Source organism: Streptomyces bathyalis (genome assembly GCF_015910445.1).
Taxonomy (GTDB): domain Bacteria; phylum Actinomycetota; class Actinomycetes; order Streptomycetales; family Streptomycetaceae; genus Streptomyces; species Streptomyces bathyalis.
Genome location: NZ_CP048882.1, coordinates 1,010,698 through 1,023,835 on the forward strand (window position 1 = coordinate 1,010,698; position 13,138 = coordinate 1,023,835).

The window sequence follows — 13,138 nt, forward strand, 5'->3', positions numbered from 1 at the left end:
TCGCACACCTCTGACACGAGAACCCACCCGATGCGCGGGATATTCTCCAATTCTCCACGTTGCGCCCGGCTCGTGGCACAGCGCCCGTCCCGTCCCCGTGCGCCGGCGCATACGCTCGAAGCACGCGGCCAGTAATGAGGAGGAGCACAGGTGCCGGTGGAAGTCACGTGGTGGGGGCACGCCACGGCAACGGTGCGGGACTCCGGAGTGACGGTTCTCACCGATCCTCTGCTGGTGCGGCGCATGGCTCACCTGCGCAGACGCCGGGGCAGTCTGCCGCCGCCCGCTGCCGCGCACGCCGACGTGGTGCTCGTGTCCCACCTCCACGCCGACCATCTGCATCTCGGCTCGCTGACCCTGCTGACGCCCGGTACGCGCGTCCTGTTGCCCCGGGGAGCGCTGCGCGCCGTGCCGCGGCTGCGGCGGCTCGCGTCCCTGCTGCGCCTCGAGGAGGTGGGCCCCGGGGAGAGGGCCGCCGTCCGCGACGTGACGGTACGCGCGGTGCCCGCTGCACACGACGGGCGTCGCCTTCCGTACGGGCCGCGCCGCACGCCCGCGCTCGGATACGTGGTGGAGGGCGCCGCCCGCACCTACTTCGCCGGCGACACCGGCCTCTTCGACGGCATGGCGCAGGCGGTCGGCGCCATCGATGTGGCGCTGCTGCCGGTCGGTGGCTGGGGCCCGTGGCTGGGCCCGGAGCACCTGGACGCCGAGCGTGCCGCCGAGGCCCTGGTGCGTCTGCGCCCCCGCACGGCGGTGCCGGTGCACTACGGCACGTACTGGCCGATCGGCATGGACGCGGTGCGGCCGCACGAATTCCACGCCCCCGGCGACGAGTTCGTGCGGAAGGCGGGGATGCTGGCACCCGGAGTCACGGTCCACCGGCTCGGACACGGTGAGAGCATGACGCTGGAGGGGGCCTGATGTCCTTTCAGTTCATGCTCGCGGAGGCAGGCCCCGGCGCGGGCGCCGTCATACCTCCGGAGTCCACGCAGCAGGCCGTCACCTACCCATCCCTGTTCGTCCTGGTGCTGCTCGGCTCGCTGGTCCCGGTGGTGCCGACGGGCTCGATCGTCAGCCTCGCGGCGGTCCTGGCCCTGCATCAGAGCGTGCCGGTTCTCAGCCTGGCGGCGGTGTTCGCGCTGGGCGCGACCGCCGCGTTCCTCGGGGACATCACGCTGTACTCGCTCGGCCGGCGGGGCGTGGACTCCGAGAGCGGATCGCGCTGGCTGGAGCGGCTGCGGGAGCACGCGCCCCCGGAGCGACTGCGCCAGGCCCAGGACAGACTCCACCGGCACGAGGTGGCCGTGCTGATCGTCTCGCGGCTCATACCCGCCGGGCGCATACCCGTCATGCTGGCCTGTCTGCTCGCGCGGATGCGCACGCGCGAATTCGTCCGCGGCAACTTCCCCGCCTGCCTCGCCTGGACCGTGGTCTACCAGCTCATCGGGCTTCTCAGCGGCTCCGTCTTCCCCGAACCGTGGGAGGGGGTGGCGGCGGCGGTCGCCCTCACCGTGATCATCAGCATCGCGCCCACCGTGTGGCGGCGGTTCAGGCCGAGTTGAGCGTCGGACGCGGGACCCGCTTCGACCCGAGAGGCTCACTCCTCCAAGGCGCGCGACGCCCCCACGGGAATGTCCCACAGATCACCGCGCGCCCGTCCCGCCGCGGCCCACGCCGCACGTACACGCTCCAGCGGCTGCAGCGGCGGCTCCGCCGAGAGCAGGAACGTCCCGTAGTGCATGGGCGCCATGGCGCGTGCCCCGACGTCCGCGCAGGCCCGCACTGCTTCCTCGGGCGAGGTGTGCACCGGTCTGAGCATCCAGCGCGGCTCGTACGCGCCGACCGGGAGCAGCGCCACGTCGATTCCGGGACAGCGGCGGCCGATCTCGGAGAACCACCGGCCGTAGCCGGTGTCCCCCGCGAAGTAGACGCGCCTGGTTGCCTGCTCCCCCGGCCCCTTGCCGATCCGCGTGAGCACCCAGCCGCCCCACAGCGAACGGCACGTGTCCGTCAGCGTCCTGCGCGACCAGTGGTGTGCGGGAACGAACTCGAAGCGGACGCGCCCGCCGTCGCTCGCGGGCAGCTCCGCCGCCTCCCACCAGTCCAGCTCCGTCACGCTCCTGAAGCCCCTTCTGCGGCACCAGCGGCCCAGCCCGGCGGGGACGAACAGCGGTGTACGGCGCGGGAGTCGGCGGAGCGTGGGTGCATCGAGGTGGTCGTAGTGGTTGTGCGAGATGACCACCGCGTCGATCCGCGGCAGGTCCGCCCACGGCAGGCCCGGTGGCGTGACACGGGCGGGGGTGCCGAGGATGCGGCGTGACCAGACCGGGTCGGTCAGCACCGTCAGACCGCCGATGCGGACGACCCAGCTCGCGTGCCCCGCCCACGTCACGGCGAGGGTGCCCGGTCGCGCGGCGGGGAGCGGGCCCGGCTCGTACGGCAGCCGCGCGATGTCCCCCAGCGTCTCGGGCGCCGGCCGCATCGACCCCTCGCGTGCGACGCGGAGGAGGGCCTGAACGCCGGGAAGCGGCGCGGTCAGCCGGTGCGCGAAGGTCCGCGGCCAGAACCGCTTGGCTCCGACGGGCACCAGCACCGGCGGCTCCACATGTGCCGGCCGGACGGGCGTGGCAGGCGCACTCGGGGGTGCCTTCTCGTCTGTCTCGGTCTCCCGTTCGGTCAGCGTCCGGTCCGATTCCACAGTCACCCCCGGAGGGCCGTCAGTTCGGTAAGGGCCGATTTCACGAAATCGAGTGCCCGGCCGACACCGGGTGATGCCGGAGATCCCGGGGGATCCGAATCTGCGACGAGCCCGCTGGACATCCGCACCCGCAGCGCCTGCGGATCGTCGCCGAAGCGGTGCCCGCCGCACACGAACGGCCCGAACATCCGCACAAGTTGGGCCTCCAGGCCGGGCGAGTCCCGTACGCCGTGCGCGTCGAGGCGGGCCCGCACCGGCTCGAAGTCCACGTAGAGGTGCCGCCCTACGCGCGGCGGTCGGCACAGCGCTCCGGCCTCCGTGATGACGCGGTGCAGCTCGCCGAGGACCGCCCCGTAGGCGCGCGCGGTGCCGGCACGACGGGCCCGCAGCGACTCGGGTTCGGTGAGGGCGTCGGCGACGGCCGCGTCGTCCGGGCCGGTCAGCCCGGTACGCAGCGACTTCAGCACCCCTCGCACGGACTCGGCGAGACCCTGCCCGCGCCCGCTGGAAGGGAAGCGGGCGATCCCGGCGGCCAGGCCGTGCGGCAGCAGCGTCTCCCCGAGTTCCGCGAGCACGACGACCTCGTCGGTCTCCCGGCCTCCCTGGACCATCTCTGCGGGGCTGACGACGACGGTGCTGTGCGGCGCGTGCGCCGTCTCCCGCCATGTCTCGTCGCTGACGACCAGCAGCCGCTCGTCACCCGCGGCTTCGATCACCTCGTGCAGCAGCTCGGGGGGCGCGGCGGTGCCCGTGCAGTCGTCCGCCACGGACAGCACCAGCACGCGGGGCGGCTCGGGCACCTCGGTGCGCACACGCCTGACCGTCTCGCGCAGGGCAACCGGATCGGGCACTCCCCCGCACTCGGCGGGAACGGGCACGGTGTGCAGTGGACGGCCCAGCAGGCGGGCGGGGTGCGCGTACCAGCTCTCGCCGGGCCTGGGCATCAGGACGGTGCCACAGCCTGTCGCCGCCAGCACCGCGAAGAGCAGAAGAGAGGCCCCGGGTGCGGCCACCACTTGGTCCGGACGGGTCTCCATGCCGCGCCGGTGCCAGTAGCCGCAGGCTGCGACGGCTGCGGCGGAGCGTGCTTGCCGGTGGCCGTCGCTGCCCTCCATCGCTCACGCCTCCGGCCGTCGTGCCGCCCGATGTCATCCGTCGGGGGCGGCGAATCGGACAAACGCACAATACGTCCACCTTCGCAGACGTTCCGACGGTGAGGCGTGACGACACGTAGGCGCCCGGCGCAGGGGTGCGGCTTGCCCGCCCGCCGCTACGCGCAGCGCCCGCGGCTGCGCACGACCTGCTCGGCGAGGCCGGCGAGCTCCGTGCTCTTCTCCTCGACCACCCCGCTCAGCCCGTCCGGGTGGAAGGCGTAGACGGAGACGGTCAGCACGGCGCCCTCGTGGCGGAAGGGCAGCGTCGCGCACGCGCGCAGGCCCCGCTGCAGCGCCATCTCCCGGTAGCGCGGCCACCGTGTCTCGTGCCGCACATCGCTGACGAACACCGGCTCGCCGCTCTCCAGAGCCTCGGGCACCGGGCCCTCTTCGGACTCCCACTGGACGGCGACCAGTTCGGACACCTCGGGGTGTGTGACGGCGGAGGCGCGTCCCTCGGGCGTCTCGGTCAGCGGGCCGCCCTCGGGGTCGGTCAGCGTGACGGCGGCCGCGCAGCTCCCGGAGGTGGAGACGACGGCGTGTTCCGCGAGTTCGCTGAACCCGCGGGAGAAGGTTTCCCGCCCTGTCGCCCGCTCGTCCGGCTCCGCGAGCGGCATCACGGAGAGGAGAGCCTCGTGCTGGGGGCGCTCCAGGGCGCCGAGCGGTTGCTGGTCTTCCACATGCGTTCGGCTGCCCGGGTAGGGGGACGGAAAACGGCCGCATGTGTGCAGTTTCGGAGGGCTTCGTGAACATCGCGGGGCCCGAGCGGCGACGGGCAGGTGATCTGGCCGCGCCTCGTGAGCCGCATGCCGGGTGTCGGGACGTCAGCGACCGTGCCCAGGGTTTCCGGAACGGCTGCGGAGTCCATGGCGGGCCGTGGAGCTCCGGGCACTGTCCGGAATGAGCCGGTTCGACCCCCCGCTCGCCCGGCGCACGTGGTGAACTCGGGCCGGGTGGCGCCCCGTACCGACCGCGTACGCGGCCCGCCACACCAGCCGGAACGGAGATGTGACGGGCCCCTCGCCCGGTGGATGCCGGTGCGCCGGGTCAGGCCGCGGCGAGTTCGGGTTCGCGCTCGCGTTCCATGTCGGCGTCGACCTCGTGCTGGAGGCGGTCGCAGGTGCGGCTGATGAGGCGCGAGACGTGCATCTGTGAGATGCCGAGCTGGTCGGCGATGTTCGTCTGCGTCATGTCGCAGAAGAACCGCATGTACAGAATGCGACGCTCTCGTTCCGGCAGCCGCTCCAGCCGCGGCTTGACCGACTCGCGGTAGACGACATTGTCGAAGCCCGGCTCGGCGCGTCCCAGCGTGTCCGCCAGGGAGTACCCGTCGTCCGCGCCCGGCAGCTCGGCATCCAGGGACAGGGTGCTGTAGCTCTCCAGCGCCTCCATGCCCACCAGCACGTCCTCCTCGGACATGCGTGCGTGCTCGGCGATCTGCGCCACCGACGGGCTCTCGCCCATCGTCAGGCTCAGCTCACGGCGGCTGGTGCGCACCCGGTTGCGCAGTTCCTGCACCCGGCGCGGTACATGCAGCCCCCACATGTGGTCACGGAAATGCCGCTTGACCTCACCGACGATGGTGGGCACCGCGAAGCTCTCGAAAGCGCTGCCGCGGTCGGGATCGTAGCGGCGCACGGCCTTGACCAGGCCCAGCGAGGCGACCTGCTGCAGGTCCTCCAGCGTCTCCCCGCGGTTGCGGAAACGCTGCGCGAGACGCTCCGCCATCGGCATCCACGCCTCGACGACCCGCTGCTTGAGCTCTTCCTTCTCCCGGCCTTCGGGCAGGGAGGCGATACGGCGGAATTCCGCCGCGGTATCAGGGGCGTCGTCATGCGGATGGCGCGCACGCTCGGTGCGCGTCACTGCGGAAGTCATGTGCTTTGGCCTTCCCTAGGTGTTACGCATCTGCGGACACCGCGGGAGAAGAGCACCAGCGGACGGACCGGAATCACGGCCCTGAGCAGAGACAGAACTCTCGCTCCCGCGGATGTGCCTTCTTGCCGAAGCACTACTCTCCGGCTGCCCTTCACTCCTGGCAGCAAACGTCAACGTCCGCTCCGGCGCTGTGTCTTAAGGCACCCGACTGGGTTCAACCCCGGGTCGGCCGTGGCAGGACCGTGGGTTTCCTGCCTCCCCGCCCGGTAACCCGGGGCCGCATGCCTTCCGACTGCGACGACGTGCGGGCACCTTCCGGCATGCGGGGACCTGAGTCCTCCGGGGCCGCGACCGCGTGCCCCCGCGGCGGAGGATGCGGGACGCACCCGGGCGGGAATCCCGCTGCCCGGATCCGCCGGCATGGAGGAGCCGAGCCGGCCGGTGACGTCGACACCGGGGAGGCCAGGCCCGGTTCCGTCCACGCCCGCCGGGTCCGCGCCCGTCCGCGAGGACGCCCCGTGCCGGGGCGCACCCAGCAGTCATCGAGGCCGGAGAACTGACGCCGGCCGTGGGCCCAGGGCCGTCTTGGGACCGGCCGGGGCCCGGAAGCAAACGAGCGGGGGACCGGAACCCGAACTCGCCGGCAGGGCCGGCATGCGGGAGAGGAGCGCGATCCATGTCCGAGAAGGTTTCCGACTACATCCTGCGCAGGCTGCGCGAGTGGGACGTCGAGCACGTCTTCGGCTACCCCGGCGACGGCATCAACGGCCTGCTCGCCGCCTGGGAACGGGCCGGGAACGAACCGCGCTTCGTCCAGGCCCGGCACGAGGAGATGGCAGCGTTCGAGGCCGTGGGCTACGCCAAGTTCCGCGGCACGCTCGGGGTGTGCACCGCGACGTCGGGCCCGGGCGCCATCCATCTGCTCAACGGGCTCTACGACGCGAAGCTCGACCACGTGCCCGTCGTGGCCGTCGTCGGCCAGACGGCGCGCTCCGCCATGGGCGGCTCGTACCAGCAGGAAGTCGATCTGCACTCCCTCTTCAAGGATGTGGCCTCGGAGTTCCTGGAGACGGTCACCGTCCCCGAGCAGCTGCCCAACGTCCTCGACCGCGCCATCCGCACCGCCTACGCCCGCCGTGCGCCGACGGCGATCATCGTCCACTCCGACGTGCAGGATCTCGAATACCGGCCGCCCGGCCACGAGTTCAAGATGGTTCCCTCGAGCCTCGGCAGCAGCGGCTGGCGCACCGAGCCCACCGAGGAGGCCCTCGACCACGCCGCCGAAGTGCTCAACTCCGGTAAGAAGGTCGCCATCCTGGCGGGCCAGGGCGCACGCGGCGCACAGGCCGAGGTGCAGCAGATGGCGGGCATGTTGCAGGCGGGAGTGGCGAAGGCGCTGCTCGGGATGGACGTGCTGCCGGACACCCTGCCGTACGTCACCGGCCCCATCGGCCTGCTGGGGAGCCGTCCCAGCTACGAGATGATGCGGGACTGCGACACGTTCCTCACCATCGGATCGAGCCTGCCCTACAGCCAGTTCCTGCCGCCGTACGGCAAGGCCCGCGCCGTCCAGATCGACCTGGACCCGCACATGGCGGGGATGCGCTACCCGTACGAGGTGAACCTCATCGGCGACGCCAGGTCCACCTTGCAGCGGCTGCTGCCCAAGCTCCGGCAGAAGGAGGAAGGGCAGGAGTGGCAGGAGGAGTTGATGGCCTCCGTCGACCGCTGGAAGGACGTGATGCGGCGGCGCGCCAAGGTGAGTGCGGACCCGGTCAACCCGGAATACGTCGCCCACTGCCTCGATCCGCTGCTTCCCGACGACGCGATCATCACCGCCGATTCAGGATCCACGACGAACTGGTATGCCCGTCACCTGACCATGCGCGGCACCATGCGCGGCTCCCTGTCGGGGACGCTGGCGACGATGGGCTGCGCCGTTCCGTACGCGATCGGCGCGAAGTTCGCCCATCCGGACCGCCCCGTCGTCGCTCTCGTCGGGGACGGCGCGATGCAGATGAACGGGATGGCCGAACTCGTCACGCTCGCCAAGTACCGCATGTCCTGGGACGATCCGCGGTTCGTGATCGGCGTGTGGAACAACCGCGACCTGAACCAGGTGACTTGGGAGATGCGGGCCATGGGCGGCTCGCCACAGTTCGTGCCATCGCAGTCCCTGCCAGATGTCTCCTACGCGGCGTTCGCACGCACCCTCGGCATGACCGGCATCAGGGCCGAGAAGCCGGAGGAGGTGGAGGACGCGTGGCGGCAGGCGCTGGAGTCGGACGGACCGGCCGTGGTCGAGTTCATGACCGACCCCTCCGTGCCGCCGATCCCGCCACACGCCGACTGGGACCAGATCGAGGCCACGGTGGCGTCGATCATGAAGGGCGACCCCGACCGCAAGGCCGTGGTCAAGCAGGGCTTCAAGGCGAAACTGCAGGAGTTCCTGCCGGGCGGCAGGCCCCATCCGTCCGACGGGAGCGAGGAGCCGGACGAGGCCGCCGGCGCCCACGAGGAGGACGGAGGCAAGAGCAAGACGAAGGGTGGCGGGGAGAAGGTCGGCAAGAAGCCCAAGAAGCGCAAGCGTGCGGCCGGACGCGAGCCCGAGCACACGGCGAAGGGGCCGGACGCATGAGGCCGGTCCAGGCGCACCGGCCGGTGCGCCTGGGACGGAGCGGCCGGGCACGGCCGCTCCGTCGCGGACACTCGACCACTCCCGCGCGCCCGTCCTCGACGCCCTCGCGCACTACAAGCGCAACGGGTTGGGCCGCAGGAGTTGCCGACGCGTTCGCCCGCCAACCGGACGCCGTGGGCACGGTGCTGATCACTCCGACCGCGTACGGGACGTGCGCCGATAGCAAGGGCGTCGCAGACGTATGCCACGAGCGGGGCAGGGACAGCTGGTCGATCCCTCGGTGCTGAAGCTCCGTGAGAATCTGCTGGGCACCACCAGCCCGTCCACCAACTGCTCGACGGCGCACTGGCGTTGGCCGCGTGGCTGCGTCGCGAGATCAGCGCCCTGCCCGGCCTGGCGCACGCTGCGCGTGGTCGCGAACAAGCGGGACGGGTAGGACGATCCGCGGCCGGGCGCGGCGGCCTGCGCCGGGAGCGCCCGAAGGCAGGGGCACGGAGGGCGAGTCCCGATGGGCGTGGTGCCCGGGCTCCGCACCGGTCGACCCCGTCGTGCGGACCCGGGCGCCCCATACGCCCTGTCCCGTCATGCCCCGTCATGTCCCCGGTGACGACTCCCTCGCGCGGGCGCCCTCCCTCGTGCGGCCGGGCGTGATCTGGCGGTCCGGGTGGCGGCGCAGATACTCCGACTCCAGCTCCGCCATCCTGACGCTGTGCGCGGAAAGCGCGTCCTTCGGTGCGTGCAGCAGGGTGTCGTGCCGGGTGCGGTGAATGGTCTCCAGTTCCCTGAGAAGCTCCGCGTCGGACAGCTCGCGGGGATCGATTCCCATGGGGCTCCCTCTCTCGGTGTCGCTCTCGTGTCGCTCTCGTGACTCTGCGTGCTTCGTGCTGCGTCTGCGCCCACCTGCCGCCGACCTGCCCGGACGGACATGCCGGCGCGGTTCGTGTGGTCCGCGACCGTACGGGTACCCGGCCTCGGCGATCCAAGGAGGGAATCAATGGAACTCGGATTCCTCGGTCCGCTCTTCGAGCGCAAGGGCCCTTGGGCGTCGGTCTACTTCGACACCCGCACGGCCTCCGAGGACGCAGCCGCCCGTCACGAGCTCAACGCCAAATCGGCGCGCGACCAGCTCAAGGACGCAGGCGCTGACGACCCCACGTGCAGAGCCGTTCACGACAGGCTCATGTCGCTGAGCCGGGGCCCGGAACCCCCCGCTCACGCGGTCTTCGCCACCCAGGGCGAAGTCGTCCTCGACACAGAGCTCACAGCGCCACCGCCCGGCGGCGGCCCGATCGCCGTCTGGCAGCCGCTCCCGCACACGGGCCCGCTCGTCGAACTCGCCGACAGCGATCCTCCGGCGCTCGTGGCCTACATCGACCGCAAGGGCGCCGAATTCGAGCTGACCGGCTCTCTCGGCGCAGAGCCCGCCGGCAGCGTCACGGGCAGCGACTGGCCGTTGCACCGCACCCCGTCGGCCGACTGGTCGGAGCAGCACTTCCAGGCAAGGGTCGAGAACACCTGGGAGCAGAACGCCGCGGAGATCGCCGACGAGCTGCGCGTCCGCTGGGAGAAGTGCGGAGCGGAGGTGCTCGTGCTGGCCGGTGAGGCGCGCGAACGCAATTCCGTGTACGCGCATCTGCCGCCCGACCTGCGCGAACGGACCGTCCAGGCGGAGCACGGCGTACGCGCCGACAGCCACGCCGAGGGGCCCGCCTCGAACACCGCGGGCGGCCGGAGACTGCTCGCGGAAGAGGTCGCGAACGCGCGGGCCGACTATGCGCGGCAGCGGACCGCCGAAGTCATGGAACGCTTCCAGGCCGGGCGCGCGCCGGGCGGCGCGGGCCGGATCGGCGCGGCCGAAGGTGTGCCGGCACTGGTCGAGGCGGCGCGCGAGCACCGCATCGGCGTGCTGCTCGTACGGCCGGAGGGCCCCGACACGCGCCGCGAGGTCTGGGTGGGCGACGAGCCCGGCCAGCTCGCGCAGCGCCGCAGCGAAACCCAGTACCTGGGAGCGACCGAGCCTTCCCCGGCACGCGCCGACGACGCGCTGCTGCGTTCCGCGGCGGCAACGGGCGCCGACGTGCTGTGCGTACGCGACACCGACGTACCGGAAGGCGTGCCGCGGGACCTGCCGGACGGCGGTCTCGGGGCGCTGTTGCGCTGGCCGCACGAAGGAGCACCGGAAGGAGGTGGAGCCGGTGGCGGACAACATGCAACGCGGTAGTGACCGGCTGAATGTCCACCGGGACGACGAGGCCAAGCGGGAGATGCAGGGCTGGATCCGGTCCGGGCACCCCACACGGGCCGAGGAGTGGGACGACCCCGAGCCCGGGGCCGACGACGACCCCGAGATCACGGAACACCCCGTACAGCAGGGACTGCGCTCCACCGACCGCGAGGAGGCGGAGGACGAGGCCCTGCGCTCCGAACTGGCACGGCATCTCGGCCGCGGTGCCTTCCCGGCGGGCCGGGAGGGACTCAAGCGCACGCTCATGGACCAGTACGCGCCGGACTTCCTGGTGGAGACCGTGCGTGAGCTGCCCAAGGGCGGCGAGAAGTACGGAAATGTGCAGGAGGTGATGGCCGCGCTGGGGCGGAAGCCTCAGGCGTGACCGGCATGGAACGGCAAGCCGCGGGCACACCGCCCCGCGTCGGGCGTGGTGAGGTCCCGCGGCGGGCCCACGCGGCTTGTGCGGCCGTGACGGGACCGGCGCCGGTTCCGGCCGTATGAGAGGAGCGAAGCGGTTCCCGTCGCTCGGACGACGGGAACCGCTTCGCTGTGCCCCTCTCGTGGACCCGCTTCACGAGAGGGGCACAGCGCGGTCGCCTGACGCGAAGGTTTACGGACAACAAGGTCAGAGAAGGCGCAGATTCATGGCAACCTTCACCGACCGTGTGGGCGAGAGTCTGCGCGGCTTGCAGCGGCGGCGCCTTCAGAACCGGGTCGGCACGGCGAAGCCGGGGACCGGGACTCTCAAGTCACCCTTCGCCCGCTGGAACAGGACGGCTGCGGCGACGGACAGTACGTCGTCCTGGCGGAGTTGGCCCGCGTCACGGGCCTGGTCGGCAACCGACCGCCGCCTCTTCGAACTGGTTGCCAACCGCGACTGGCCCGGTCCGGAGCGAGTGCTGCCCCGCCTGAGCCGGAGCGCCAACAACGGGCGGCTGTGGTTCGCGGTCGCCGGTGCGATGGCGCTGTCCAACACTCCGCGCGCCCGCAGGGCCGCCGCGCGTGGGCTGGCTTCACTGGCCCTGGCGTCGACGACGGTCAACACCCTCGGCAAGCAGGCTGTGCGGCGGGAGCGTCCGCTGCTCGAAGGAGTGCCGCTCATCCGGCAGTTGCACCGTCAGCCGGTGACCACCTCCTTCCCGTCGGGCCACGCGGCCTCCGCCGCCGCCTTCGTGACAGGGGTGGCCCTGGAGTCTCCCCGCTGGGGCGCCGCGGTCGCGCCCATCGCGGCGGCCGTGGCCTTCTCCCGTGTCTACACCGGCGTCCACTACCCCAGCGACGTCCTGGTGGGCGCGGCCCTCGGCGTCGGTTCGGCCTTCGCCGTACGCGGCATCGCCCCCACCCGTTCGCAACTCCCCTCCCCCGGACGCCCGTTGGCCGATGCGCCGGCGATGCCGGAGGGTTCGGGGCTGGTGCTGGTCGCCAACGCCACGTCCGGTTCCCGGCTGGAGGAGTCCGACTTCCTCCCCGCGACGAACCTGCTGGAGGTGAACCGGAACGGGGAGACCGCGGCTGCCGAACAGGAGAAGGTCGCGGAGGCCATCGAACCCGCGGCGCTCGGCGTCGTGCGGAACATGCTGCCGAAGGCCGAGATCATCACCTGCGACCCGAAGTCCGACGACATCGGCCTGGCGCTGGAGGAAGCGGCCAAGCGGGCCGCGGAGCTGGGCGGCGCGCTCGGCGTCTGCGGCGGGGACGGCACGGTGAACACCGCCGCCGTCTGCGCGATGCGTGCCGGGGTTCCGCTGGCCGTCCTGCCGGGCGGCACGCACAACCACTTCGCCTTCGACCTCGGAATCGAGGAGTTCGCCGACACCTGCCGGGCCGTGCAGTCGGGCGACGCCGTCGCCGTGGACCTGGGACGCTTCACGCCCCAGCCGGTCTCGGGTGCCGAGGAGATCGTGCGGGCCGCGGAAGCGGGGGGCATGAGCGACGCGGAAGCCGAGGCCGCGCTGTCGTCACCGGAGCCGCGGGCGCCGGGCTACTTCCTCAACACCTTCAGCCTCGGCGCGTATCCGGAACTGGTCCGCATCCGCGAACGGTGGGCGCACCGCATCGGCCCGTGGCCGGCCGGGGTGCTCGCCGCGCTGCGCGTCCTGCGTACGAGCGGACCCGTCGAGGCCGGGCTGGGCGGCAAGGAGCGGGCGCTGTGGCTGCTCTTCGCCGGCAACTGCGCCTACCGGGTGGGCATGGCGCCCGTGCGGCGGCAGGACCTGGCAGACGGGATACTCGACGTCCGCATCGTCAAGGCGGGCCGCTGGGCCCGTACCCGGCTGTTCATAGCGGCCCTCACCAGCGCCGTCGACCGATCTCCGCTCCACAGCACGACGCGGCTGCGCCGCATGATGATCACGGACATCCCACCCGGCACCCATCTCAGCTACGACGGTGAAGTGGCGAAGGCGCCAGGGCGGTTGCTGCTCGACAAGGAGCACGAGGCGCTGCGTGTCTACCGGCCGCTGAGCCTGTGAGCGCGGCCCCCGGTCCGCATGCCGGTCGCCGGTGTCCTCCACCGCCCGAGACGCAATAGCCTGCGCGTC

Annotated in this window: 12 protein-coding genes; 7 read left to right on the forward strand and 5 right to left on the reverse strand. The window is 72.0% G+C overall.

Annotation, left to right across the window (positions count from 1 at the left end):
- The first annotated feature begins 150 nt into the window (after positions 1–150).
- On the forward strand, positions 151–924 hold the full coding sequence (locus G4Z16_RS04480) for an MBL fold metallo-hydrolase (RefSeq protein WP_197349290.1): 774 nt from the start codon (positions 151–153) through the stop codon (positions 922–924).
- A complete protein-coding gene (locus G4Z16_RS04485) occupies positions 924–1,565 on the forward strand; it encodes a DedA family protein (RefSeq protein WP_197349291.1) in 642 nt (213 codons plus the stop codon). The genes G4Z16_RS04480 and G4Z16_RS04485 overlap by 1 nt, the downstream gene beginning before the upstream one ends.
- Positions 1,566–1,600: 35 nt before the next feature.
- Here the strand turns inward: G4Z16_RS04485 and G4Z16_RS04490 are convergent, their stop codons facing one another.
- From G4Z16_RS04490 to G4Z16_RS04505, 4 genes are all read right to left on the reverse strand, one after another.
- The gene (locus G4Z16_RS04490; RefSeq protein WP_197349292.1) at positions 1,601–2,707 is read right to left on the reverse strand and encodes an MBL fold metallo-hydrolase; all 1,107 of its coding nucleotides are present in this window, start codon (positions 2,705–2,707) and stop codon (positions 1,601–1,603) included.
- On the reverse strand, positions 2,704–3,816 hold the full coding sequence (locus G4Z16_RS04495) for an aminotransferase class I/II-fold pyridoxal phosphate-dependent enzyme (RefSeq protein ID WP_197349293.1): 1,113 nt from the start codon (positions 3,814–3,816) through the stop codon (positions 2,704–2,706). Before G4Z16_RS04495 ends, G4Z16_RS04490 begins: the two co-directional genes overlap by 4 nt.
- A 155-nt stretch (positions 3,817–3,971) precedes the next feature.
- Complete coding sequence (locus tag G4Z16_RS04500; protein WP_197349294.1) at positions 3,972–4,535, reverse strand: GAF domain-containing protein; 564 nt, start codon at positions 4,533–4,535, stop codon at positions 3,972–3,974.
- A gap of 367 nt (positions 4,536–4,902) precedes the next feature.
- Positions 4,903–5,733 (reverse strand): SigB/SigF/SigG family RNA polymerase sigma factor, encoded by an 831-nt coding sequence (locus G4Z16_RS04505; RefSeq protein WP_197349295.1) that lies wholly within the window; start codon positions 5,731–5,733, stop codon positions 4,903–4,905.
- Between the two features lie 676 nt (positions 5,734–6,409).
- On the opposite strand from G4Z16_RS04505, the gene G4Z16_RS04510 reads away from it, so the two are divergent.
- The gene (locus tag G4Z16_RS04510; protein WP_197349296.1) at positions 6,410–8,371 is read left to right on the forward strand and encodes a thiamine pyrophosphate-requiring protein; all 1,962 of its coding nucleotides are present in this window, start codon (positions 6,410–6,412) and stop codon (positions 8,369–8,371) included.
- A gap of 241 nt (positions 8,372–8,612) precedes the next feature.
- Positions 8,613–8,807, forward strand: coding sequence for a hypothetical protein (locus G4Z16_RS04515; RefSeq protein WP_197349297.1), 195 nt, complete (start codon positions 8,613–8,615; stop codon positions 8,805–8,807).
- A gap of 156 nt (positions 8,808–8,963) precedes the next feature.
- Here G4Z16_RS04515 and G4Z16_RS04520 read toward each other — a convergent pair whose 3' ends face one another.
- Positions 8,964–9,197: a DUF6158 family protein gene (locus G4Z16_RS04520; RefSeq protein WP_197349298.1), complete on the reverse strand. Its 234-nt coding sequence runs from the start codon at positions 9,195–9,197 to the stop codon at positions 8,964–8,966.
- A 168-nt stretch (positions 9,198–9,365) separates the two neighbouring features.
- On the opposite strand from G4Z16_RS04520, the gene G4Z16_RS04525 reads away from it, so the two are divergent.
- The 3 genes from G4Z16_RS04525 (at position 9,366) to G4Z16_RS04535 (ending at position 13,069) form a co-directional block, all read left to right on the forward strand.
- Positions 9,366–10,592, forward strand: a complete 1,227-nt coding sequence (locus G4Z16_RS04525; protein ID WP_197349299.1) for a baeRF2 domain-containing protein — start codon at positions 9,366–9,368, stop codon at positions 10,590–10,592.
- On the forward strand, positions 10,579–10,980 hold the full coding sequence (locus G4Z16_RS04530) for a DUF2795 domain-containing protein (RefSeq protein WP_197354157.1): 402 nt from the start codon (positions 10,579–10,581) through the stop codon (positions 10,978–10,980). Before G4Z16_RS04525 ends, G4Z16_RS04530 begins: the two co-directional genes overlap by 14 nt.
- A 262-nt stretch (positions 10,981–11,242) precedes the next feature.
- Complete coding sequence (locus G4Z16_RS04535; RefSeq protein WP_197349300.1) at positions 11,243–13,069, forward strand: bifunctional phosphatase PAP2/diacylglycerol kinase family protein; 1,827 nt, start codon at positions 11,243–11,245, stop codon at positions 13,067–13,069.
- The last annotated feature ends 69 nt before the right edge of the window (positions 13,070–13,138 follow it).